General features: G+C 71.9%; 18 protein-coding genes and 1 pseudogene. 9 read left to right on the top strand and 10 right to left on the bottom strand.

What is annotated here, in order from left to right:
* The first annotated feature begins 349 nt into the window (after positions 1-349).
* From ACZ49J_RS01895 to ACZ49J_RS01905, 3 genes are all read left to right on the top strand, one after another.
* On the top strand, positions 350-826 hold the full coding sequence (locus ACZ49J_RS01895) for a hypothetical protein (RefSeq protein ID WP_467447252.1): 477 nt from the start codon (positions 350-352) through the stop codon (positions 824-826).
* 243 nt (positions 827-1,069) lie between these two features.
* Positions 1,070-2,413, top strand: coding sequence for a beta-xylosidase (locus ACZ49J_RS01900; protein ID WP_467447253.1), 1,344 nt, complete (start codon positions 1,070-1,072; stop codon positions 2,411-2,413).
* Between the two features lie 118 nt (positions 2,414-2,531).
* Positions 2,532-3,479, top strand: coding sequence for a COG1470 family protein (locus ACZ49J_RS01905; protein WP_467447254.1), 948 nt, complete (start codon positions 2,532-2,534; stop codon positions 3,477-3,479).
* A 58-nt stretch (positions 3,480-3,537) separates the two neighbouring features.
* On the opposite strand, the gene ACZ49J_RS01910 is transcribed toward ACZ49J_RS01905, so the two are convergent.
* Positions 3,538-3,876 carry a P-II family nitrogen regulator gene (locus ACZ49J_RS01910; RefSeq protein ID WP_467447256.1) on the bottom strand — a complete coding sequence of 113 codons (339 nt, stop codon included), beginning with the start codon at positions 3,874-3,876 and terminating at the stop codon, positions 3,538-3,540.
* Positions 3,873-4,019, bottom strand: a pseudogene (locus ACZ49J_RS01915) (ammonium transporter); the annotation flags it as partial. The pseudogene ACZ49J_RS01915 and the gene ACZ49J_RS01910, both read right to left, overlap by 4 nt.
* Positions 4,020-4,139: 120 nt before the next feature.
* Here ACZ49J_RS01915 and era point away from each other — a divergent pair.
* Positions 4,140-5,093, top strand: coding sequence for a GTPase Era (gene era / locus ACZ49J_RS01920; protein ID WP_467447257.1), 954 nt, complete (start codon positions 4,140-4,142; stop codon positions 5,091-5,093).
* Between the two features lie 344 nt (positions 5,094-5,437).
* Here era and ACZ49J_RS01925 read toward each other — a convergent pair whose 3' ends face one another.
* From ACZ49J_RS01925 to ACZ49J_RS01940, 4 genes are all read right to left on the bottom strand, one after another.
* A complete protein-coding gene (locus tag ACZ49J_RS01925) occupies positions 5,438-6,679 on the bottom strand; it encodes an MFS transporter (protein WP_467447258.1) in 1,242 nt (413 codons plus the stop codon).
* Positions 6,676-7,992, bottom strand: a complete 1,317-nt coding sequence (locus ACZ49J_RS01930; protein WP_467447260.1) for a GH1 family beta-glucosidase — start codon at positions 7,990-7,992, stop codon at positions 6,676-6,678. The genes ACZ49J_RS01925 and ACZ49J_RS01930 overlap by 4 nt, the downstream gene beginning before the upstream one ends.
* Before the next feature lie 271 nt (positions 7,993-8,263).
* The gene (locus tag ACZ49J_RS01935; RefSeq protein WP_467447261.1) at positions 8,264-8,530 is read right to left on the bottom strand and encodes a protealysin inhibitor emfourin; all 267 of its coding nucleotides are present in this window, start codon (positions 8,528-8,530) and stop codon (positions 8,264-8,266) included.
* 20 nt (positions 8,531-8,550) lie between these two features.
* A complete protein-coding gene (locus tag ACZ49J_RS01940; RefSeq protein ID WP_467447262.1) occupies positions 8,551-9,621 on the bottom strand; it encodes a M4 family metallopeptidase in 1,071 nt (356 codons plus the stop codon).
* Positions 9,622-9,973: 352 nt separating this feature from the next.
* Between ACZ49J_RS01940 and leuA the strand changes: the two genes are divergently transcribed.
* The 5 genes from leuA to ACZ49J_RS01965 all read left to right on the top strand — a co-directional run bounded on the left by leuA (position 9,974) and on the right by ACZ49J_RS01965 (position 17,868).
* A complete protein-coding gene (leuA, locus tag ACZ49J_RS01945; RefSeq protein WP_467447264.1) occupies positions 9,974-11,695 on the top strand; it encodes a 2-isopropylmalate synthase in 1,722 nt (573 codons plus the stop codon).
* 366 nt (positions 11,696-12,061) lie between these two features.
* Complete coding sequence (locus ACZ49J_RS01950; RefSeq protein WP_467447682.1) at positions 12,062-12,721, top strand: TerB family tellurite resistance protein; 660 nt, start codon at positions 12,062-12,064, stop codon at positions 12,719-12,721.
* A gap of 1,001 nt (positions 12,722-13,722) precedes the next feature.
* Complete coding sequence (locus tag ACZ49J_RS01955; RefSeq protein WP_467447265.1) at positions 13,723-15,819, top strand: MMPL family transporter; 2,097 nt, start codon at positions 13,723-13,725, stop codon at positions 15,817-15,819.
* An 88-nt stretch (positions 15,820-15,907) separates the two neighbouring features.
* Positions 15,908-17,176, top strand: a complete 1,269-nt coding sequence (locus tag ACZ49J_RS01960; protein WP_467447266.1) for a sensor histidine kinase — start codon at positions 15,908-15,910, stop codon at positions 17,174-17,176.
* Positions 17,173-17,868: a response regulator transcription factor gene (locus ACZ49J_RS01965; protein WP_467447268.1), complete on the top strand. Its 696-nt coding sequence runs from the start codon at positions 17,173-17,175 to the stop codon at positions 17,866-17,868. Before ACZ49J_RS01960 ends, ACZ49J_RS01965 begins: the two co-directional genes overlap by 4 nt.
* 229 nt (positions 17,869-18,097) lie before the next feature.
* Here ACZ49J_RS01965 and ACZ49J_RS01970 read toward each other — a convergent pair whose 3' ends face one another.
* From ACZ49J_RS01970 to ACZ49J_RS01985, 4 genes are read right to left on the bottom strand one after another with little or no spacing between them, the layout of a single operon-like run.
* Positions 18,098-19,084 carry a dihydrodipicolinate synthase family protein gene (locus tag ACZ49J_RS01970; protein ID WP_467447269.1) on the bottom strand — a complete coding sequence of 329 codons (987 nt, stop codon included), beginning with the start codon at positions 19,082-19,084 and terminating at the stop codon, positions 18,098-18,100.
* Positions 19,081-20,220 carry an oligopeptide/dipeptide ABC transporter ATP-binding protein gene (locus ACZ49J_RS01975; RefSeq protein WP_467447271.1) on the bottom strand — a complete coding sequence of 380 codons (1,140 nt, stop codon included), beginning with the start codon at positions 20,218-20,220 and terminating at the stop codon, positions 19,081-19,083. Before ACZ49J_RS01975 ends, ACZ49J_RS01970 begins: the two co-directional genes overlap by 4 nt.
* Complete coding sequence (locus ACZ49J_RS01980) at positions 20,217-22,220, bottom strand: dipeptide/oligopeptide/nickel ABC transporter permease/ATP-binding protein (RefSeq protein ID WP_467447273.1); 2,004 nt, start codon at positions 22,218-22,220, stop codon at positions 20,217-20,219. The genes ACZ49J_RS01975 and ACZ49J_RS01980 overlap by 4 nt, the downstream gene beginning before the upstream one ends.
* The gene (locus ACZ49J_RS01985) at positions 22,220-23,179 is read right to left on the bottom strand and encodes an ABC transporter permease (protein WP_467447274.1); all 960 of its coding nucleotides are present in this window, start codon (positions 23,177-23,179) and stop codon (positions 22,220-22,222) included. The genes ACZ49J_RS01980 and ACZ49J_RS01985 overlap by 1 nt, the downstream gene beginning before the upstream one ends.
* Between the last annotated feature and the right edge of the window lie 114 nt (positions 23,180-23,293).

Here is a 23,293-nt window from a genome sequence, read left to right on the forward strand (position 1 = left end):
GCGGCGCCGCCCCGCACCCGCCCTGCGCACACCTTCGGCCACTTTCGCGGACCCTCACAAGAACCGGCGGGGTGTGTCTTGCAATCCCTGGTCGCCCACGCGTCAATGGAGCCGTTCTTCCGACGGACCGTCAGATCCCGCCGCGCGGCGTGCCGCACCCCGCCTGCGGCGGGTGGTTCGCGCGCACGCGTCTCCCCGCATCCTCACCGGCCCGGCCCCACCTCGCGCTGCCCGGTCCAAAAGACGGGCGCCAACCGGTCCGGTGACGAGTCCGCGTGCCCGGACGGAGGCGGTCCGTAGCTCCGTCCCACATGGCAATTCCCGTACCAGGGAAGGAAACGCGATTCACATGAGACGCAAGCGATTCGGAATCAGCGCCGCGCTGGTGACCGGGGCGGTCGCCGCCACCGGGCTCGCCCTCGCCCCCGGCGCCGCGGCCGTCGCGCCCCAGGCGGCGACGATCACCGCCAACTGCGGCCTGTACGGTGGCGGCTCCGCCACCCTCACGGCCACCCAGACCGGCACCTCCGCCACCGTCACCGTCAGCTCCAAGAGCATCACCGCTCCCCTCGCGCTCGGCAAGGACTCCATCCGGTCCACCCTCACGTTCGTGAAGGCGGGCGGCGGCACGACGACGTTCACCGGCACCAAGAACCCGGCGATGGCCGCCGGTGACGGCGTCACGGTCGGGCCGCTCCCCGGCACTGTCGCCGCCGGGGACAGCCTGGAGGCGTACGGCGGCTCCCTCAAGATGGTGATCTTCGGCATCACCGTGACGTGTACCGCCACGGGACCGCAGTCGCCGGGACCGTTCGTCTTCGAGTGACCCCTCGCATGTGCAACGCGTGAAGGCCGGTGCCGTCCCGGGTGGCCTCCGGGGCGGCACCGGTCGCGCCTCCCGCCCCAGGATCGACGGTCAAGTGGCCTGTCCTCCAGGGACGTTGCCAGGAACTGATGGCCCATCAGTTCAGGTGCCGCGCTTCCATTGACTTCTCACACAACCCGCACATCAATGGCCCCCTGTCGGCGCGGACGAGCCGCTGCGCCCGCATCCCTCAAGGGGGTATCCATGGGATCCATCCGCCACAGAGGCGTCGCACGAAGACGCCGTCTGGCCGCGCTCCTCGGCGCGACCGCGCTCGCCGTCACCGCCTCGGGGGCGCTCGCCGCGCCCGCCGGTGCCGCGAGTGCGCAGTCAGCCGCCGTGGACTTCGCCACGCACTGCGTTCCGCCGCCGATCGCGGGCATCCCGCCCATCGACGGCACCACCACCGCGCAGATAACGGTGGACAATGCCACCCCGAAGGTGGGCGACACCGTCACCGTGACCTACACGGTGGTCAAGCCCGCTGCCAGCAATCCCACCCAGCTCGACCTGCCGGCCGACATCATGACGCCCACGGGCAAGGTCACCCTGGGCGGGGCGCAGACGGGCAGCATCACGGTCGCGGGGCCGAAGAAGAACGACCCCGTACCCGGACTCGGCCCCTTCCCCTCGTTCTCCATGACCGGCACCTTCACGGTCACCTCGCCCGGCTCGATCACTCTCTCGCCCGGCGACTACAACATCCACACCAGCTACATCCTCGAACTGGACACGCCCTGCACGGTGACCAACGCGCCCGCGCCGGTCTCCGAGACGGTGACCGCCACGGATGGCAGCCAGACCAACCTCCGTGCCATCTCGCTGGGTTCGGCCTCCGGCAGCCCGGGTGCCAGTGTCACCGTCACCGGCAGCAACTTCACGCCGGGGGCGACCGTCACCCTCGCGGGCCGGTCGGGCGCGGAGCAGACCGCGGACAAGGCCACCGTGACCGCGGACGGCCAGGGCGCCTTCAGTGGTGCGCTGACCGTGAACGACAAGACGACGACGGGCGTCGTGGCGTACGAGGGCGACAGCTGGAGCGACAGCAAGGGCTCCCCTCCGGCCGCGTACGTCGTGATCGACGACACCCCCGTCCCCGGCGACAGCCAGAAGATCAAGGCGAAGGTCACCGCGGGGACCCTGTCCATGAGCCAGGCCGGGGACACCGTCGACCTCGGCTCCGTCGAGTTCGGCTCCGGCGGCACGGCCGACGGCGATCTGCGGACTGTCACCGTCAAGGACCACCGCGGCGGTACGGCCGGCTGGTCGCTGACCGGCAAGGTCACCGACTTCACCGGGCCGGGGGCGAGCATCCCCGCCTCCAACCTGAGCTGGACACCGGCCTGCGACACCGAGCAGGGCAGCCCGAGCACCTGCCAGGCCGGTTCGGCCGGTTCGGTGGGCAGTGAGGGCGCGACCCTGGCGTCCGCTCCCAACGGCACGCGCACCGGCGGTGAGTTCACCGTGGACGCCAAGCTCTCGCTGAAGGTTCCCGCGCCCACGCCGCCGGGTTCGTACACGGGTGTCCTGACGCTCACCCTCACCTGAGGGCCGTCGTCCCACGTGGGCCGGGCGCGCACCCGCCCGCCCACCACGCCGCCCGCACCACCGGGCGTCCAGACAACCGAGCAACCGTCCGCCGCGCCGTCCGTGGGGGTCCGCACCCATGCGCAAGCCGTACGCCCTCCTCCTGACCGCCCTGCTGCTGCCTCTGTCGCTGCTGTGGCCGGCCGGCTCCTCGTATGCCGCCGACAACGGCAGCTGGTCCGTGTTCCCCGTCTCCTCCGAGGTCTCCCAGCGGCCGTACTTCTACGTCACCGCCGACCCCGGCACCACCATCAGGGACAAGATCGTCGTCGCCAACAAGACCAGCAGACCGCTGACGTTCCGCCTCTACGCGGCCGACGCCTACAACACCGCCCGGGACGGCGGGTTCGCGGTCCGTACCGTGAAGGAGAAGCAGCGCGGAGTGGGCGCCTGGGCGAAGCCCGCGAAGTCCCGGGTGAGAGTTCCGGCGCGCGGCTCCGTCACCGTGCCGTTCACTCTGCGCGTGCCCGAGCGGGCCGAACCGGGCGACCACCCGGGCGCGTTGGTGGCCCTAGACGAGCGGATCGACACCGGCGACGGGTCGCTCGGGGTCGGGGTCCAGCGGGCCGTGGGCGCCCGCGTCTACCTCCGGGTGAGCGGGCCCACGGTCCCCGCGCTCGCCGTCGAGAAGGTCCGGGTCCGCCACACGCGGCCCCTCGTGCCCGGCACGGGCGACAGCACGGCGAAGATCTCGTACACCCTCCACAACACGGGCAACGTCACCCTCAACCCACGCGTCGAGCTGAAGGCCCAGGGCCTCTTCGGCCGGACGCTGCTGTCCCGCGACCTGAAGGGAATCCCCTCGGAGCTGCTGCCGGGGCAGAGCGTGCGCCTCACCGAACCCTGGCGCGGGGCGCCACAACTCGACTGGGGCGACATCACGTTGACCGCCTCCGCCAAGGACACCCGCGAGTCGGCCGGTGTCTCGTTCCTCGCGCTGCCGTGGCTGGTGGCGGCGGTGCTGGGCGTCGGACTGGTGGCGGGGGGAGTGGTGTTCAGGGTGCGGCGGCGCCGGGCGCTCCGCTGAACGCCGCTTCGTGTGAACGGCCTGCTCCGTACGAACGGCCGCCCCGTGACGAGACGTCTCAGAGCGCGTCCGGGCCACGCTCGCCCGTGCGGACCCGTACGACCGTCTCGACGGGCATGATCCACACCTTGCCGTCGCCGATCTTGCCGGTCTGCGCGGCCTTGACGACGGCGTCGACGGCCGCGTCGGTGTCCGCGTCGTCGACGACGACCTCGACGCGCACCTTCGGAACGAGGTCGACGCGGTACTCGGCGCCGCGGTACACCTCGGTGTGGCCGCGCTGGCGGCCGTAACCGCTGGCCTCCGAGACGGTGAGACCGTGGATGCCGAGCTCCTGGAGCGCGGTCTTGACCTCGTCGAGGCGGTGGGGCTTGACGATTGCGGTGATGAGCTTCATGCCGGGGTGCTGACCTTCCGCGCGCCGGGAACGGACGATGCCGATGTGGTGACCGGGGCGCCGTGGCCCAGGACGCCGTGATCGTAGGCCGTTTCGGCGTGCGCCGTAAGGCCCGGGCCGGTGTGCTCCCGCTCCTCGTCAGAGGGGCACCGCCGTGCGCTGCCGCGATGGCTCGTCGCGTTCGGGTCTGCGAAATCCCACCGGGGGACGCGTGGGCGGACGACTGTGCGGAGGGAGTCTGTGGATCAGGGAGAATGGGCGCCATGAGCGTTCGTACCCAGTCATCCGAAGAGCCGGTCGAGGCCGTCCACCGGGCGGGCTTCGCCTGCTTCGTGGGGCGCCCCAACGCGGGCAAGTCCACCCTCACGAACGCTCTGGTCGGGCAGAAGGTGGCGATCACCTCGAACCGGCCGCAGACGACGCGGCACACGGTACGGGGCATCGTGCACCGGCCGGACGCGCAGCTGATCCTTGTCGACACCCCCGGTCTGCACAAACCGCGCACCCTGCTGGGGGAGCGGCTGAACGACGTGGTGCGGACGACGTGGGCCGAGGTCGACGTGATCGGCTTCTGCCTCCCCGCGGACCAGAAGATCGGTCCCGGTGACCGCTTCATCGCGAAGGAGCTGGCCGGGATCAGGAAGACCCCGAAGGTCGCCATCGTCACGAAGACGGACCTCGTCGACTCCAAGGCCCTCGCCGAGCAGCTCATCGCGATCGACCAGCTCGGCAAGGAGCTGGGCTTCGAGTGGGCGGAGATCGTCCCGGTGTCGGCGGTGGGCGACAAGCAGGTGAACCTGCTGGCGGACCTGCTCGTCCCGCTCCTCCCGGAGGGCCCGGCCCTCTACCCCGAGGGCGACCTGACGGACGAGCCCGAGCAGGTCATGGTGGCCGAGCTGATCCGTGAGGCGGCGCTGGAGGGTGTCCGGGACGAGCTTCCGCACTCCATCGCGGTGGTCGTGGAGGAGATGCTCCCCCGCGAGGACCGCCCGGCGGACAAGCCCCTCCTCGACATCCACGCCAACCTGTTCATCGAGCGCCCCAGCCAGAAGGGCATCATCATCGGCCCCAAGGGCAAGCGCCTGAAGGAGGTCGGCATCAAGTCGCGCAAGCAGATCGAGGCGTTGCTGGGGACGCCGGTGTTCCTGGATCTGCATGTGAAGGTGGCGAAGGACTGGCAGCGGGATCCGAAGCAGTTGCGGCGACTGGGGTTCTGACCTGTTTTCTCGCCCCCGCCGCCCTTACCCGTCCCGTCCCCCAGGGGCTCCGCCCCTTCGACCCCGCCGGGGCTCCGCCCCGGACCCCGGTTTCGGGGGCCGGCCCCCGGCCCCCCGCTCCTCGAATTCCCCCAGCTACCGCTGGGAGGTGCCCCCAAGGGGCTGAGTTTCCGCGGCCGGGGCTTGGATTTTCAGCCCGTCCGGCGTTTGAGGGCGAGGCCGAAGGCCGATACGCGGGGGTCTGGGGGCGCAGCCCCCAGGGATGGGACGGGTAGGGGCGGCGGGGGCGAGTAAAAGCCCCGGTGGCACCACCCGGCAGGCGGACTCCGCCAGCACCCCGGACCTCAGTCCACCCCTCGTATCCGGCTGACGAGCACCGCTCCCGCCAGCCCGAGCGCCGCCGACACCAGGTACAGCACCCGGTAGCCACCCAGATGCGTCACGATCGGCGCCGCCAGTGCGGGGGCGGCGACCTGCGGCAGGGCGTTGGCCACGTTGATGACGCCGAGGTCCTTGCCCCGGTCCAGGGCCTTGGGCAGGACGTCCGTCATCAGCGCGAAGTCGACCGACATGAACACCCCGAAACCCACGCCAAGGACCGCCGCCGCGACGATCGCGCCCGGCCAGGTCGGCCAGGCCGACAGCATGGCCGTGGCCGCCGCCATCAGCACCCCGGACCAGAGGACGAACGGTTTGCGACGGCCCACGCGGTCCGACCAGACGCCGCCCACCACGACCGTGGCCAGCAGCGTCACACTGTTCACCGCGGTCAGGACCAGCACGCCCTCCTCGGGGTCCGCGTAGTGGAGACGGTCCCTCAGGTAGTACAGGAGGTAGAGGATCACCAGGGCGTTGCTCAGGTTGATCAGGAAGCGGGTCAGCCAGGCCCAGCCGAAGTCGGGGTAGCGGCGCGGGCTCAGCCAGAAGCCCCGCACGAAGGCCTTCGCGGACCACACCGGCCGGTCCGCCGCCCCGAGCCGGAGATCCCGGTGGCGGAGCACGTACGGCAGGACACCCGCCACCGCGAACACCGCGCACGCCGCATAGCCCGCCGCGATCCCGCCCGCCGCCGTCGCGAGGCCCGTGCCGGTGACCGCGCCCAGGATCTGCGCCGCTCCCAGCCACCCGCCCACGGCACCCCGTTGCAGCCGGGGCACGCGGTCCGGCACCGCAGCCGTCACTGCCGCGAAGGCCGCGTTCAGGGTCAGCTGGACCAGGCACCAGCCGAGCGTCATCAACCACAGCCCGTCCGCCCCGGCGAGCAGCAGCAGCGACAGCGCGCCGCCCGCCGCGCCGGCCACGATCCAGGGGGTACGGCGGCCCCAGCGGGCCGTGGTGCGGTCCGACAGCGCGCCGAAGAACGGGTTCGCCACCAGCGACACCGCCGCGCCGGCGCCCGTCACCCACGCCAGCAGCGTCTCCTTCGACATGCCCGTGCCGGGCGCGAAGTCCTCCGCCTGCCGGGCCAGGAGGATCTGGAGCGGGCCGTACCAGCCCACCCAGATCGCCACGTTGGCCAGCGAGAGCGCCGCCGTCCAGCCCCGGCCGACCCGCTCGACGGGCTCGGCGAGGGCACCCGCCGTCATCTCTGGGCCCGCAGCACGTCCCGCAGCCAGCCGTAGGACGACTTCGGGGTCCGCACCAGCGTGTCGAAGTCGACATGGACGAGGCCGAAGCGGCGCGCGTACCCCTCCGCCCACTCGAAGTTGTCCATCAGCGACCACACGAAGTAGCCGCGCACGTCCACGCCCGCCTCGACCGCCTTGTGCAGCGCGCGGATGTGGCTTTCGAGGTACGAGATCCGGGCCTGGTCGTCGATGCCCTCGTAGGAGCAGCCGTTCTCAGTGATGACGACGGGCGGGAGGCGGTCGCCGTAGCGCTCGTGGAAGTTCGTGAGCAGCTCCGTCAGCGCCTCGGGGACCACCGGCCAGCCGAAGTCCGTCACCGGGACGTTTTCGATCTCCCGCACGGAGAAGGGGAGTTCGGCCGGGATCGTCAGTCCGCCGAACTCGATGTCCTCGCCCTGCGGGGCGCCCACCCTGGTCGGCGCGTAGAAGTTGACGCCGTAGAAGTCGAGGGGCTCGCCGATGACCTTGAGGTCCGCCGCGACGTCACCCGGCATCAACTCGCCGATGCCCTCCGGGTACTCGCCCAGCAGGACGGGCTCGGCGAAGAGACGGTTCAGCAGCAGGTCGTAGAAGTTCGCCGCCTCCACGTCCGCCTGCTCCCGGGAGGCCGGCCAGGTCGGCCCGTGCGAGTTGGCGATCCCGATGTCGGCGGCTCCGGCGGCGCGCAGGGCCTGTACGGCCAGACCGTGGGCCAGGAGCTGGTGGTGGGCGGCGGGGAGCGCGTCGAACATCAGCTGCCTGCCCGGGGCGTGCGCGCCCAGCGCGTGCCCGAACAGGGTGTGTTCGGCGGGCTCGTTGAGGGTGATCCACTTCTGCACGCGGTCACCCAGGCGTTCGGCGACGACGGAGACGTACTCCCCGAAACGCGCGGCCGTGTCCCGCTCCAGCCAGTCCAGGGTCACCGGCAGGTCCCAGTGGAAGAGGGTCGGGACCGGTCGGACCCCGGCCGCGCACAGCTCGTCCACGAGGCGGTCGTAGAAGTCCAGGCCGCCCCGGGAGTTGACGCGTGGCCAGGAGATCGAGAAGCGGTACGCGTCCACGCCGAGGCCGGCGAGGAGTGCGACGTCCTCCGGGTAGCGGTGGTAGTGGTCGCAGGCCACCGCCGCGGTCGAACCGTCCTTGATCCGTCCGGGTTCGGCGCTGAAGGCGTCCCACACGGAGGGCTCGCGTTCGTCCGCCGCGCCTTCGATCTGGTGGGCCGAGGTCGACACGCCCCACAGGAAGCCGGACGGGAACTGCGGTATGGGGTTCGGGTTCGGATTCGTCGCCATGTGCGGATCATCCGTACCAGCGGTAACGGAAGTCAACGCGTTGGGGTGAACTGGGGGTTGCGCTCCGCGGACAGCGGGCGGCCAACGGCTTTTCCTCGCCCCGCCGCCCCTACCCGTCCCATCCCTGGGGGCTGCGCCCCCAGACCCCCGCAGCGGCCTAGCGGCCTCGTCCTCAAACGCCGGAGGGGCTGGAAAATCCAGCCCCTCCGGCGCTTGAGGAGCGGGGTCCGGGGCGGAGCCCCGGGGGCGAAACCACCTTCCCGTCGGCCGCCTACGCGCCCTCCTTCAGCACTCTCGTGATCAGCTTGCGCTGTTCCTCCGTGAGACGGGGGTCCGAGCAGTACACGGTCCTGCCGTCCACGGTGATCTGGTAGCTGAAGCCGTCCGGCACCCCGATGGGCGGCGTGCCCCGGCCGTCGGCGACCGCCTTCTCGGCCAGGGCGTGCCAGTCCTGGGCGTCGGCCCGTCCCGAGGTCTCCACCTCGGCGTGCCGCTCGATGCCCGCGAATCCGCCCGTGCGCCTCACCTGAATACGCATGGGTCCTGTCTAGTACGGAACTACAGCGTCCGCACCCCGACCTGCTCCCACGCCTTCAGCACGGCCTGCAGCTCCTCACCCTCGCCGTAACGGGCCCGCGCGGCGGCGACCGTCAGGGTGGCGAAGTCGGCGAAGAGGGCCTTCGACGACAGCTCGCCGCCCGTCAGCACGTCGTACCAGACCTGCCCGGCACGCTCCCAGGCGTGCCCGCCGAGCGCCGTGGCGGCCAGGTAGAACGCGTGGTTCGGGATGCCGGAATTGATGTGGACGCCACCGTTGTCACGGCCGGTCCGCACGTAGTCGTCCATCGTCGCGGGCTGGGGGTCCTTGCCGAGGACGTCGTCGTCGTACGCCGTGCCGGGGGCCTTCATGGAGCGCAGGGCCGTGCCGGTGACGCGCGGGGCGAGCAGGCCCGCGCCGATCAGCCAGTCGGCCTCGGCGGCGGTCTGGCCGAGCGTGTACTGCTTGATCAGCGAGCCGAAGACGTCCGACATGGACTCGTTGAGCGCACCCGGCTGGCCGAAGTACGTGAGGTTCGCCGTGTACTGCGTGACGCCGTGCGCGAGCTCGTGGCCGATGACGTCGACCGGGATGGTGAAGTCGAGGAAGATCTCCCCGTCACCGTCGCCGAAGACCATCTGCTCGCCGTTCCAGAAGGCGTTGTTGTAGTCGCGGTCGTAGTGCACGGTCGCGTCGAGCGGCAGCCCGTCGCCGTCGATCGAGTCGCGCTCGTAGGCCTTGAGGAGCAGCTCGAAGGTCGCGCCCAGACCCGCGTACGCGCGGTTGACGGTGGCGTCCGTGCCGGGCTCGTCGCCCTCGCCGCGCACCACGCGGCCGGGCAGGTCGGTGCCGTGCCGGGCGTCGTGGATCGTGCGGTGCGGTTTCCCGGCCTCGGCTCCGGCGGGGGCGGCGATGGCCGGCGCGCCGAGGACCGTGGTCAGACGGCGGTGGGTGCGCTCGAAGGCGTCGCGTTCCAGGGTCCTGCGTGCCGGGTTCGCGAGCGCGGGGTCCTCGGCTTGCGCCAGCTTGTCGAGGACATGCGGTGGTACGACGGTGCAGAAGACGGGCTCATGGCCCCCGTTGGTCGTCATGCCGGGCACCCTTGCACTGAGTCATGGCACTGTCACTACCCGCAACCATGATTGGTGAAATGTGGTGACACGGTCGTCGCTTCTCCGTGCCGAAGTGGCGCCGGAGTGGTATGGGGCACTTTTTGTCACGTTCCTCCCTCCGGTCCCGCATACTGATACGGCCACTCGCGCGGAGCGCGGTTCCGCTAGGCTGCGCAGCATCATGCGTTTCGGGCTGCTCCTCCTTAGCTGCCGCGGCGAGGGCCTGTAATCAAGGCCGACCCCCTCCCCGCGGAGTTTGGCGTTGCGCCGTCGGCCGTTTTCCGGCCCACCGGACAGCGGACGTCCGGACACCTCTAGGAGCCCACGCATCATGGCGAACCGCCAGCAGCCCACCTCCATGCCCGTCCACAAGTACCGCCCGTACGACCAGGTCGACATCGCCGACCGCACGTGGCCCAACAATCGGATCACCCAGGCCCCGCGCTGGCTCTCCACCGATCTGCGCGACGGCAACCAGGCCCTGATCGACCCGATGTCGCCCACGCGCAAGCGCGCGATGTTCGACCTGCTGGTGAAGATGGGCTACAAGGAGATCGAGGTCGGCTTCCCCGCCTCCGGCCAGACGGACTTCGACTTCGTACGGTCCATCATCGAAGACCCCGGCGCCATCCCGGACGACGTCACCATCTCCGTACTGACCCAGGCCCGCGAGGACCTGATCGAGCGGACGGTCGAGTCCCTGAAGGGCGCCAAGCGCGCCACCGTGCACCTGTACAACGCCACCGCCCCCGTCTTCCGCCGGGTCGTCTTCCGCGGCTCCAAGGACGACATCAAGCAGATCGCCGTCGACGGCACCCGGCTGGTCATGGAGTACGCGGAGAAGCTGCTGGGCCCGGAGACGGAGTTCGGCTACCAGTACTCGCCGGAGATCTTCACCGATACCGAGCTGGACTTCGCGCTGGAGGTCTGCGAGGCGGTCATGGACGTCTGGCAGCCCGGCCCGGGCCGCGAGATCATCCTCAACCTGCCCGCCACGGTGGAGCGTTCGACCCCCTCCACGCACGCCGACCGCTTCGAGTGGATGGGCCGCAACCTGTCCCGCCGTGAGCACGTCTGCCTGTCGATCCACCCGCACAACGACCGCGGTACGGCCGTCGCCGCCGCCGAGCTGGCGCTGATGGCCGGCGCCGACCGCGTCGAGGGCTGCCTGTTCGGGCAGGGCGAGCGCACCGGCAACGTCGACCTGGTCACCCTGGGCATGAACCTGTTCTCGCAGGGCGTCGACCCGCAGATCGACTTCTCCGACATCGACGAGATCCGCCGTACGTGGGAGTACTGCAACCAGATGGAGGTCCACGCACGCCACCCGTACGTGGGCGACCTGGTCTACACGTCCTTCTCCGGCTCCCACCAGGACGCCATCAAGAAGGGCTTCGACGCGATGGAGGCCGACGCGGCGGCCAAGGGCGTCACGGTGGACGACATCGAGTGGGCCGTGCCGTACCTGCCGATCGACCCCAAGGACGTCGGCCGTTCCTACGAGGCCGTCATCCGCGTCAACTCGCAGTCCGGCAAGGGCGGCATCGCGTACGTCCTGAAGAACGACCACAAGCTGGACCTGCCGCGCCGCATGCAGATCGAGTTCTCGAAGATCATCCAGGCGAAGACGGACGCCGAGGGCGGCGAGGTCACCCCGAAGGACATCTGGGCGATCTTCCAGGACGAGTACCTGCCGAACCCGCGGAACCCGTGGGGCCGTATCCAGGTGCGCAACAACCAGTCGACCACCGACACCGACGGCGTGGACACCCTCACCGTCGAGGCCGAGGTCGACGGCACGGAGACCACCCTGGTCGGCACCGGCAACGGCCCGATCTCGGCCTTCTTCCACGCGCTGCAGGGCATCGGCGTGGACGCCCGGCTGCTGGACTACACCGAGCACACGATGAGCGAGGGCGCCTCCGCGCAGGCCGCCTCGTACATCGAGGTCGCCATCGAGGACAAGGTCCTGTGGGGCATCGGCATCGACGCCAACACGACCCGCGCCTCCCTGAAGGCCATCGTCTCGGCCGTCAACCGCGCGACCCGCTGACGCGCTCCTTCCACCACGGTCCCCCGCGCCCCGCCAGGGGCGCGGGGAACTGCGCGATCAACCACAAACGACCCGCGGCTTCAAGACGGCGCGCGGTCCCACGGGGAACCCGCACCTGCAGAAACAGCCCACCCAGCGGAGCGAACCGGCCATTCGTTCGCCATATCACGAACGGGCCTCGACTGGAGGGCTGACTCCACCTCGACAATGTGGCTAACATCACGGGGGCGCGGCGACGTTGCCGCGGCGTTACGGAGGTGCGACGTGCAGCCAGACGGACGGGACGGCCGGGGTGCCCACGAGGCCCGCGCGCCGCACGTACCGGGCTCCCGTACGGCCGGTACGGCGAGCCGCACGAGGACCCGCCTGAACCGCGTCCTGGGCACACGCACCGCGTGGACGCCGGTCGGCGACGGCGAGTTCTTCTGCCCCGGATGCGGGGGCGACCGCAACTACCAGCGCCTCATGGGCCGCCGCCGGCTCACCCTCGCGGGCGTCCCCCTCGTCCCGCGCGGGGAGACGGGCCCGGTCGTGGAGTGCGCGGCCTGCCGCCACCACTACGGCACCGAGGTCCTGGACCACCCGACGACCACCCGCTTCTCCGCGATGCTGCGGGACGCCGTCCACACCGTCGCGCTCGCCGTCCTGGCGGCCGGCGGCCCCTGCGCGCCCGCCGCCCTGTCGACCGCCGCGGCCGCGGTGCGCTCCGCCGGCTTCGACGACTGCACGAAGGACGGGCTCGGCGCCCTCGTCGAGGCCCTGGCCGCCGACACGGGCCGTATCCTCGGCGCGCCCTGCGGCGCGGGCCTTGCGATAGAGCTCCACGAGGCCCTGGACCCCCTGGCCCCCCACCTCGCCCCGCCCGGCCGCGAGACCATCCTGCTCCAGGGCGCCCGCATCGCCCTCGCCGACGGCCCGTACACACCCGCCGAACGGGATGTCCTGTCCACGGTCGGTGCGGCCCTCACGATCACCTCGGACGAGGTCACGCGCCTGCTCCTGGAGGCGGCACGGACGCCGTCGTAGGGGCGGGCCTCGTGCGGTCGGCCGCGGGGAGCAGCGTGCGGCCTGCGGAGTGTGGTCCCGCGCGGTGGCTCAGTGGGGGCGCTTCGGCCCCGCCCAGCCCCTCGCCTTCTTGACGGTGTTCCGGAGTGCCCTGCGCGCCCTGCGAGAGGGGAGATCCGGAAAAAGCCCGTGATGTGGCTCCGTCTGCCCGGGTCCCGACCGCTCCCCTCCGGGCGGGTGGCGGGCCACAATCGTCTTTCCGGTACGTGCTGGGGACGAGGGGGAGCGCGTGAGGCACAGCATGCGCTGGGCGCTCGTGGTGGGGCTTGACGTCGCGGCGTTCGCGGCCGTTTTCCTGATCGTGTAGAGGATCTGACCAGGCACTTCGGCCCCCACCACATAGAGACGCTCGTCCAGCTCGACTGGTGGTCCCAGGCGCTGCGCCGTACTGGCCGATGGCGCAAGGCACTGGAGGTGGCCCGGGCCCGCAGCGCGCATTTCGAGCGACTGTACGGACCCGACCACCTCTGGACACTCGGCGCCCGGTGGCTCGTCGCGTCGACGGCCCGCCGGACCGGCCGTGTCCGTACCGCCCTGCCCGAGTACGAGGCGCTGGCCGCCGACCGAGCCAGAATCCACGGCCGGGATCATCCTTTGGCCTGGAACGCACGGTGCGGGCACGCGTACGCCACGCTCTGGGCCCTCCGGCCGCACCGGGCCGTGGCCCTCTACGACGCCGCGATCCAGGACGGACCAAGGATTTTCGGCCCTCGCAGCCGCCAGGTGGAGCAGCTCGTCAGATGGCGCTCTTCCCTCCTCTGCCTCTTCACCGGCCATTGGCCCCGCATGGTCAGGGTCCTCCGGGTCACCCGGGGCACGCCCTTACTCCCCAGGGAGTAATCCCCGCCCCGTGCCACCCGGGGCGGTACGCCCGAACTCGCCCGCGCGCCCGACGAATGACCGCCCGTCCACCGGGAGTCTGGTGAACGTCCAGAAACCCGGCGAGGAGGGGGTACCCCGGTATGGGGCCCGGAGACAGAAGCAGGCGTGTGAGGCGGGGTGTGCCCTGGCTGGTGGTGGGGCTGTGGGTGGTCCTGCTCGCGGTCGTGGCGCCGTTCGCGGCGAAGCTCGCGGACGTGCAGCGGGACCGGGCCGTGGACTACCTGCCGGCGAGCGCCGACTCGACACAGGTGGCGAAGATCCAGGATCAGCTGCCCGGAGGGGAGAGCACCGAGCTGGTGCTCGTGTACCACCGGGACGGCGGGCTGACCGCCGCCGACCGGGACACAGCCGCCGGGCAGGTCGCGGAGATCGCCCGCGAGAACCGGCTGGGCACCGAGCCCCGGGGCGTGCCGTCCGAGGACGGGACGACTCTGATGTACCCGGTCGCCAGCACCGAACCCGGCTCCGACGAGAAGAAGCGGGACGCGTTCGTCCACCAGGTGCGGGACGTCGCCCACGGCGAGGACGGGCTGACCGTCGAGGTCGGTGGGCCGGGCGCCCTCGCCACCGACGCCACTGAGATCTACAACTCGCTCGGCGGGCCGCTGCTCTACACCACCGTCGCGGTCGTGGCGCTGCTGCTCGTCCTCATCTACCGCAGCCCGTTCCTGTGGCTGGTGCCGCTCGTGGTCGCCGGAATCGCCGACTACCTGTCCATGGGCGTCGCCTACGGGCTCCACCAGGCCTTCGGGACCACCGTCTCCGGGCAGAGCTCGGGCGTGATGACCATTCTCGTGTTCGGCGCGGGGACCGACTACGCCCTGCTGCTCGTGTCCCGGTACCGGGAGGAGCTGCGGCGCGTGGAGCGGCCGTACGCCGCGATGAGGGCCGCCCTGCGCGGGTGCGGGCCCGCCGTGCTGGCCTCGTCGGGGACCGTGGCGGCCGGGCTGCTGTGCCTGCTCGCCGCCGACCTCAACAGCAGCCGCGGCATGGGCCCGCTGGGAACCCTCGGTGTGCTGTGCGCGCTCGTCGCCATGCTCACGCTCCTTCCCGCCGTGCTCGTGCTGCTGGGACGGCGCGTGTTCTGGCCGCTGGTGCCCGCGTTCGGCAGCGAGCCGAAGCAGCGGCGGAGCCTGTTCGCCGCGATGGGCTCGTCCGCGGGACGGCGGCCGCTGACCGTGCTCGCCGGCGGTGCCGCGCTGCTGGGCGCCCTCGCGCTCGGTGTGCTGAACCTGCCCGGCTCGCTCAAGCAGGAGGACTCCTTCGTCGACCGGCCCGAGGCGGTCGCCGCGATGGAGACGCTCGCCCGCGCGTACCCCGGTCAGGGCACCCAGCCCATCACCGTGATCGCCCCGACCGCGGAGGCGGACGCCGTCCTCGGGCGGGTCAGGGGGCACGAAGGGGTCGCCGCCGTCGAGCGCGGACGCAGCGGGGGAGGCTGGACCGAGATCTCCGTCACCGCGAAGGCCGCGCCCCAGTCGGCCGCCGAGACCGCCACCATCACGTCGCTGAGGGCGGAGCTCGACGCCTCCCACCGGGGCGCCCTCGTCGGTGGGCCCAGCGCCGAACAGATGGACCTGGAGGACACCAACGACCGGGACCAGCTCGTCGTCGTGCCCCTCGTGCTCGTCTTCGTGCTGCTCATCCTGATCGCCCTGCTGCGCAGCCTCGTCGCGCCGCTGCTGCTGGTCGCCGCCGTGGTCGCGGTGTGGGCGGCCTCGCTCGGGATCGGAGGACTCGTCTTCGGGCCCGTGTTCGGGTTCGAGGGGACCGACCCGGGGCTGGGGCTGCTGTCCTTCGTGTTCCTCGTCGCCCTCGGCGTCGACTACGGCATCTTCCTCATGCACCGGATGCGGGAGGAGTCCCTGGCCGGGGCGGAACCGAGTGCCGCCGCGCTCACCGCGCTGCGCACCACGGGTGGGGTCATCGCCTCCGCCGGCCTCGTGCTGGCCGCCACCTTCGCCGTCCTGACGAACATGGGCCTCGTGGCGCTGGTCGAACTCGGCTTCGTGATCGCCGTGGGCGTGCTGCTCGACACCTTCCTCGTCCGCACCTACCTGGTGACCAGCGCGAGCGTCGCCCTGCGCCGGAAGGTGTGGTGGCCCGGCCGGTTGTCGAAGGAACCGGACGTGCCGCCCGGGCGGGCGCCGGCGCCGGAGCGGATGTCCGTTGGCTGAGCACGGCCGGGGCGCCCCTCCCTCCCGGAGGGGCGCCCTTCTGACGGATCTCTCCCGGAGCCGTGCGTTCCTGACCGAGGATGAGTGTGTGCAGGCAACCACCACGCCCGTCCGGGCGACCACGCCGACGACACGGCCCCATCTCGGCGAGCGGATCATGGCGGCGGCCAGCCGCGACCCCCGCACCGCCCCGCACAGCACCCGCAATGACGCCCTGCTGGCCATGGCGCTGGCCGCCCTCGCCACGGCCCTCGTCCCGTTCGGCGAGCACGGGCTCCGGCCCGACGCACTCGGCTGGACCCTGCTGTTCCTCGCCCACGTGCCCCTCGTCTGGCGGCGCCGCCGTCCCCTCCTGGTCCTGCTCGCGGTGGTGGCCCTCGCCGCCCCGTACCACGCCCTCGACAACAACCACACCGCGCCCATCCCCGCGACCATGACGGTCCTCTACACGGTCGCGGCAACCGGCACGGCGCGCCGTACGCTCCTCATCGGCGCCTCCGTCCTCGGCATGACGCTGACCGTCAACGCCCTCACCAACTCCGACGGCGTGGGGGAGGTCCTGCGGATCTTCGGCTGGGTCATCGCCGTCCTCTTCTGTGGCATGAGCACCCGCTTCTACCGCCAGTACGTCGCCGCCATCGTCGAACGCGCCGAGCGCGCCGAACGCACCCGCGAGGAGGAGGCCCGCCGCAGGGTCGCCGAGGAGCGGCTGCGTATCGCCCGCGACCTGCACGACCTGCTCGCGCACAGCATCACGCTGATCGGCGTCCAGACGTCGGTGGCCGCGCACGTCCTGAACGCCGACCCCGACCGGCTCGACCGGGCTGCGGTCGCCAAGGCGCTCGACGACATCGCCGAGACCTGCCGCACCGCGCGCGGCGAACTGCGCGGCACGCTGGAGGTGCTGCGCGACCCGGAACGCGGCGTCGAGCACGGGGTGGAGGCGCGCGGGCCCCTGCCCGGTCTCGACGGACTGCCCGACCTCGTGGACGCGGCCCGTGCCGGGGGCGCGCGCGTCGAGGCCGCGGTCACGGCGGACGGGGTGCCCTCGGCGGTGGGCGCCGCCGCGTACCGGATCGTGCAGGAGGCCCTCACCAACGCGGTACGGCACGCGGGGCCCGATGCCGCGGTTCGGGTGGTCGTGCGGGGTGACGCGGGGGCTCTGCGGGTGACGGTGACGGACGACGGGACGGGGGGTGGGGGTGGGCTGGGGGGCGCCCCTGGCTTCGGGCTGGTCGGTATGCGGGAACGGGCTCGTAGTGTCGGTGGGACGGTGGAGGCGGGGCCACGGGCTGGGGGAGGGTTCGAGGTGGAGGCGGTGTTGCCGTTGGGGACGGGGGAGAGGGTGGTTCGGTGAGCAGGTCGTCTCAGGGGTGCCCTGCGACGAGCATTCGCGTACTCCTCGCCGACGACCAGACCCTCGTCCGTGCCGCCTTCGCCATGCTCGTGGAGTCGGCCCCGGACATGGAGGTGGTGGGGCAGGCGGGCACGGGACGGGAGGCCGTGCAGCTGGCCCGCAGCACGCGGGCGGATCTGGTCGTGATGGACCTGCGCATGCCCGACCTCGACGGCATCGAGGCGACCCGGCTGATCGCCTTGGACGAGGACCTGGCCGGCGTCAAGGTACTCGTCCTCACCACGTACGACACCGACGAACACGTCGTGGAGGCGCTGCGGGCCGGAGCCTCCGGGTTCCTGGTGAAGGACACGAAACCGGCCGAACTCCTCGACGCGATCCGTACCGTGGCGGCCGGCGACGCCCTGCTCTCACCGGGCCCGACCGCCCGCCTGATCGCCCGACTGCTGCGCAGCCCCTCGGCTCCGGTCCCGGCGGGCGGCCCGGAGTGCCTCTCCGACCGGGAGCGGGAGGTTCTCGGCCTGGTCGCGCGCGGCCTCAACAACACCGAGATCGCCGAGGCGCTCGGCCTCAGCCCCCTCACCGCGAAGACCCACGTCAGCCGCATCATGGGCAAGCTGGGGGCGCGGGACCGGGCGCAGCTGGTGATCGTGGCCTACGAGTCGGGACTGGTGACGCCGGGTACGGCGTGACACCGGGCACGGCGTGAGCCGGGGCGCGATGAGCTGGTGGGGTAGCCACCACCCTGGAGCTCCGCCCCGGACCCCGCTCCTCAAACGCCGGAGGGACTGATGAACGAGTCCGTCCGGCGTTTGAGGACGAGGCCGCGAGGCCGACAGCGGGGGTCTGGGGGCGTAGCCCCCAGGGGACGGGAATGAGGACGGGAATGGGTAGGGGCTGTTGTAGGGGGCGAGAAACCCCCTACAACAGCCCCGCCGTCGCCAGATACTTCCCCACCCGCTCCACCTCCCCCTCCGACAACGCCACCTGGGGCTCCGCGGTGGCCCCGCACGCGATGACCCCCCGGAGCCGGAGCGCCGCCTTGAAGGCGCCCAGCGCCGAGGAACTGCCGCCCATCCGGCCGTCGGAGGCGCCGGCACCCACCATGCCGAACAGCGCGAACAGCCGCTCCTGCTCCGCCCGCGCGCGCTCCCAGTCGCCCGCACGGCAGAGGTCGTAGAGGCGGACGTAACCCGCGGGGTCCACGTTGGCGAGCCCGGGCACCGCGCCGTCCGCCCCCATGGCCAGGGCGGAGTCGACGACGACTTCCGAGCCCGTGAGGACGCTGAAGCCGCTGATGTCGTGGCGGGCGCGGGCCCCGGTCACCACCGCCCTGAAGGCCGCCTGGTCGCCGCTGGAGTCCTTCAGACCGGCCAGCACCCCCTCGGCCGCGAGGTCGAGGACCAGGCCCGGGTCCAGTTTCGTGTGCACGGAGACCGGGATGTCGTACGCGATCACGGGGACCGGCGAGCGTTCCGCGATCAGCCGGTAGTGGCGGGCGATCTCGGCGGGGTGCGTGGTGGTGTAGAAGGGCGCGGTGACGACGACGCCGTCCGCGCCCGCCCCGATGACGGCCGCCACATGGTCCAGGACCCGGGGCGTGGTCATGTCGATCGCGCCGGCCAGGACGGGCAGCCGGCCGCCGACGTGCGCCACGACGGTCTCCACGACCAGCCTGCGCTGCCGGTCCGTCAGGTACGCGGCCTCCGACGACGAGCCGAGCACGAACAGTCCGTGCACACCCCCGGCCATCAGATGGTCGACCAGGCTCAGCAGGGAGGGGACGTCCACCTGGCGGTCCGGTGTCAGCGGCGTACAGACGGGGGGCACGACACCGGTCAGCGGGAAAGAAAAAGGCGCGGAGCGCGGCCTCAGAAGGGTGGTGGTGGGAGACGGGCGGGCGGTCATGGGTGCTCCCTGGGTTCTTTCCGTACGCCGGGTACGGGGGCGTCGGCCATGGCGGTGGCCTCGGGCGGCGGTGCGGAGGCGGCTGCCTGGGCCACGAGTTCCCGGGTGGGCCGCCCCTCCTCCACAGGATGGTGGCATCGGAAGCGGTGACCGGGCGCCGACGCGGCCGCGAAGTCCGGCATCACCTCCGCGCACACCTCGTCCGCCTTCCAGCAGCGCGTACGGAACGGGCAGCCGCTCGGCGGGCGCGTCGCCGACGGGACCGGCCCGGCCAGGGGAATCGGGTCGATGGGATCCAGCAGTCCGGGCGTCGCGGAGAACAGCGCGCGGGTGTAGGGGTGGCGGGCGCGGTCGGTGACCTCGGCGGCCGGGGACTCCTCGACGATACGGCCGAGGTACATGGTGATCACGCGGTCGCTCATGCGCCGTACGGTCTGGATGTCGTGCGACACGAACACCAGCGCCAGGCCCAGGCGCTCCTTCAGGTCCAGCAGGAGGTTGAGGATCTGGGCGCGTACGGAGACGTCCAGGGCGCTCGTCGGCTCGTCCGCCACCACCAGGTCCGGGTCGAGGGCGAGGGCCCGGGCGATGGCGACGCGCTGGCGCTGGCCGCCGGACAGCTGGCCGGGAAGGGCGTCGGCGAGTGCCTCCGGCAGACCCACCAGGGACATCAGCTCCTGTACGCGGGTCTCGCGTTCGGCCGGTGTGCCGCGCCGGTGGACGTCCAGGGGGTCACGGAGGATCCGGCGGACGGGCAGCCGCCGGTTCAGCGCCGTGGACGGGTCCTGGAAGACCATGCCGGTGCCCCGGCCGACCGTCGCGCGCCGCTCGGCGGGCTTCATCGCCCACAGGTCCCGGCCCCGGAAGGAGACCGCCCCGGACGTCGGCCGCTGCACGCCCACCAGCACCTTGGCCAGCGTCGACTTGCCGCAGCCCGACTCGCCGACCACGCCCACCGTCTCACCGGGCGCGATGCGGAAGTCGGCGCCGGTGAGGGCGTACACGCGGTCGCGGGTGAACAGGCCGCCGCTGCGGGCCTTGTGGACGACGTGGGTGTCGGAGAGGGCGACGAGCCCGGTCGGTTCGGTGGGTCCGGTGGGCCCGGTCGGTTCGGTGGGCCGGGTCGGCTCACTCATGTCGCGGCCTCGCTTCCCGTCGTCGGCTCGGGGGCGGTCAGGTCGGTCGCCGGATGGTGGCAGGCGGCCGCATGGCGTGGCCCGCCGCGGAGGTCGGGGCGGGTCGTGTGGCACACCTCGGTCGCCATCGGGCAGCGGTCGGCGAACCGGCAGCCCCGGGGAAAGCCGGCGGGGGAGGGGACCGTGCCCTTGATCTGCGTCATGCGCTCGGCGGCCGACTCCAGGGAGAGCACGCTGCCGAGCAGTCCGCGGGTGTAGTGGTGGGACGGGCTGTCCACCAGGTCGGCGGTCACGCCGGTCTCCACGATCCGGCCGCCGTACATCACGATCACCCGGTCGGTGACGTCCGCGACGAGCGCCAGGTCGTGTGAGACCAGGATCAGCGCGAAGTCCAGCTCCTCGCGCAGCCGCAGCAGCAGCTCGATGACCTGCGCCTGCACGGTGACGTCGAGGGCGGTCGTCGGCTCGTCGGCGACGATCAGCCTCGGTTCACGGGACAGGGCCATGGCGATCAGGACGCGCTGGCGCTGGCCGCCGGAGAGCTCGTGCGGGTAGCTGCGCAGGGTGCGGTCCGGGTCGAGGCCGACGAGCTGCAGCAGTTCGGCCGGGGTGCGCTTGCCGCCCCGCCGTACGACCTGCTTCAGCTGGGCGCGGATCGTCATCGCCGGGTTCAGGGACGACAGCGCGTCCTGGTAGATCATCGCCATCTCGTGGCCGAGCAGCCGGCGCCGTACGCGCGTCGGCTCGGCCAGCAGGTCCCGCCGGCCGAAACGGACCTGTCCGCGCACCCGGGCACCCTTCGGCTCCAGGCCCATCACGGCCAGCGCGGTCAGCGACTTGCCGCAGCCCGACTCGCCGACCAGGCCGACGACCTCACCGGGGTGCACCTCGAAGCTGACGCCGTCCACGATGTCGACGCCGCCGTGCCGCTGGTCGAAGCCGATGGCGAGGTTCTCGACCGCGAGCACGGGCTGCCCGCCGGGCAGGGGCCGGGCCCGGGAACGCAGCCGTCGCGCGGCGTCCGTGAGCCCCGGCAGCTCCAGCACCTTCCCGCTGCCCGGCTCGGGCGCCTCCCACCGGTCCTGCTCGTCCGCGCGCGGCTCCACCTCCCGGGGCGCGGGCGCCGCCCACGCGTCCGAGACACCCTCGGAGAGGATGTTCAGCGCCAGCACCGTGATCAGCATCAGCAGCCCCGGGAACACGGTCGCCCACCAGCCGCCGGTCAGCACCATGTTCTTGCCGTCCGCGATGACGCTGCCCCACGACGGGTCCGGCGGCCGCACGCCCGCCCCGATGAACGACAGCGACGCCTCGAAGACGATGGCCTCGGCGACCTGCACCGTGCAGAACACCAGCACGGGGGCGGCACAGTTGACGGCCACGTGCTTGACCACGATGTGCGGTGTCCGCGCCCCGATCACCCGCTCGGCCGTCACGTAGTCCTCGCCGTACTGGTCCAGGACGTTGGCCCGTACGACCCGCGCGACCGGCGGGGTGAACAGGAACGCGATCGCGCAGATCAGCACGGTGATGCCACCGCCGAACACGGCCACGAGCACGGCGGCCAGCGCGATGCCGGGAAACGCCATCACGACGTCCAGGCACCGCATCAGCGTCTCGTCCACCGCCTTGCGCGAGGTGGCCGCGACCGCACCGATGACCGCCCCCACGACCAGGGCGAGACCGGTGGCCCCGAGCCCGATGGCCAGCGACCACCGGGCCCCGTACATCAGCCGGCTCAGTATGTCCCGGCCGAGGCTGTCCTGCCCCATCCAGTGATCGGCCGACGGACGACCCGTACCGCCCACGAGCGTCTGCTGGTCGAGCGGGTCGTGCGGGGCGAGCAGCGGCGCCAGCAGCGCCACCAGCACCACGACCGACAGGAAGCAGACGGCGATCCGCGACAGCAGCGGAAGCCGCCGCCAGCCGCGCACGGTGATGCCCGGACGGGACAGGGCGTCCGTGAGCCGCCTGCGCGTCGTCACCATGAAGCCGCCCATCAGCCGGCCTCCCTCAGCCTCGGGTTGACCAGCAGATAGAGGATGTCGATGACGAGGTTGACGACCACGAAGCCGGTGGCGGTGGTCAGCACCACGCCCTGGACGACCGCCGGGTCACCGTTCTTCACGGCGTCGATCATCAGCTTGCCCATCCCCGGCAGCGAGAAGATCGTCTCGATGACGACGGCGCCGCCGAGCAGATACCCGACGCGCAGCCCCAGCACGGTCAGCGGATTGATCAGCGCGTTACGGAGCACGTTCCGGCCGACCACGACCCTCGGCGGCAGCCCGCTCCCGATCGCCGTCCGCACGTAGTCCTTGTCCAGCTCCTCCACCACCGCCGTCCGTACGATCCGGGTGAGCTGCGCGGCCACCGGCAGCGACAGCGCGAACGCGGGCAGCGTCATCGTCTTCAGCCACCCCGTGAAGGAGTCCGCCGGGTTGACGTACCCGCCCGTCGGGAACCACCCGAGGTCCACCGCCAGGTACTGGATCATCAGCAGCGCCAGCCAGAACCCGGGCGCCGCCACCCCGGTCAGCGACACCACCCGGATGACCTGGTCCGGCAGCCGGTCCCGGTAGATCGCGGCGGTGACCCCGCCCACCAGGGACAGGACCACCGCGATACCGAGACCCAGGAAGGTGAGCTGCACCGTGAGCGGCAGGGCGGTGGTGACCTGCTCCACCACGGGCGCCCTGGTCAGCGCGCTGGTCCCCATGTCCCCGTGCAGCAGATCCCCGACGAACCCCACGTACCGCACGGGCAGCGGGTCCAGCAGCCCGTTCTCCTCCCGGAACCGGTGCAGTTGCTCCGGCGTGGGGTTGGCCCCCTGGAAGAACGCGGAGGCCGGATCGACGTCCGAGAACCGCATGACCAGGAACACGAACAGCACGATCCCGAGCATGAGGGGGACGAGCAGGGCGATGCGCCGGAGCAGGATGCGAAGAATGGCGATCACGTACGGACTCCCGGAGTACTGAGAGGGCGTGGGCGCGCCCCTGCGAGGGGCGCGGGGCCGTGCTTGTTCATGCGGCTCCGCCGCGCGGGCGCGACCAGCCACAACGAACGCAGC

The organism is Streptomyces sp. NPDC030840, from assembly GCF_055572015.1.

Excerpts from the sequence above, each read along its gene's own strand:
- ACZ49J_RS01895 (WP_467447252.1), top strand. The coding sequence starts at position 350 with ATGAGACGCAAGCGATTCGGAATCAGCGCCGCGCTGGTGACCGGGGCG.
- ACZ49J_RS01900 (WP_467447253.1), top strand. The coding sequence starts at position 1,070 with ATGGGATCCATCCGCCACAGAGGCGTCGCACGAAGACGCCGTCTGGCC.
- ACZ49J_RS01905 (WP_467447254.1), top strand. The coding sequence starts at position 2,532 with ATGCGCAAGCCGTACGCCCTCCTCCTGACCGCCCTGCTGCTGCCTCTG.
- ACZ49J_RS01910 (WP_467447256.1), bottom strand. The coding sequence starts at position 3,876 with ATGAAGCTCATCACCGCAATCGTCAAGCCCCACCGCCTCGACGAGGTC.
- era (WP_467447257.1), top strand. The coding sequence starts at position 4,140 with ATGAGCGTTCGTACCCAGTCATCCGAAGAGCCGGTCGAGGCCGTCCAC.
- ACZ49J_RS01925 (WP_467447258.1), bottom strand. The coding sequence starts at position 6,679 with ATGACGGCGGGTGCCCTCGCCGAGCCCGTCGAGCGGGTCGGCCGGGGC.
- ACZ49J_RS01930 (WP_467447260.1), bottom strand. The coding sequence starts at position 7,992 with ATGGCGACGAATCCGAACCCGAACCCCATACCGCAGTTCCCGTCCGGC.
- ACZ49J_RS01935 (WP_467447261.1), bottom strand. The coding sequence starts at position 8,530 with ATGCGTATTCAGGTGAGGCGCACGGGCGGATTCGCGGGCATCGAGCGG.
- ACZ49J_RS01940 (WP_467447262.1), bottom strand. The coding sequence starts at position 9,621 with ATGACGACCAACGGGGGCCATGAGCCCGTCTTCTGCACCGTCGTACCA.
- leuA (WP_467447264.1), top strand. The coding sequence starts at position 9,974 with ATGGCGAACCGCCAGCAGCCCACCTCCATGCCCGTCCACAAGTACCGC.
- ACZ49J_RS01955 (WP_467447265.1), top strand. The coding sequence starts at position 13,723 with ATGGGGCCCGGAGACAGAAGCAGGCGTGTGAGGCGGGGTGTGCCCTGG.
- ACZ49J_RS01970 (WP_467447269.1), bottom strand. The coding sequence starts at position 19,084 with ATGACCGCCCGCCCGTCTCCCACCACCACCCTTCTGAGGCCGCGCTCC.
- ACZ49J_RS01975 (WP_467447271.1), bottom strand. The coding sequence starts at position 20,220 with ATGAGTGAGCCGACCCGGCCCACCGAACCGACCGGGCCCACCGGACCC.
- ACZ49J_RS01980 (WP_467447273.1), bottom strand. The coding sequence starts at position 22,220 with ATGGGCGGCTTCATGGTGACGACGCGCAGGCGGCTCACGGACGCCCTG.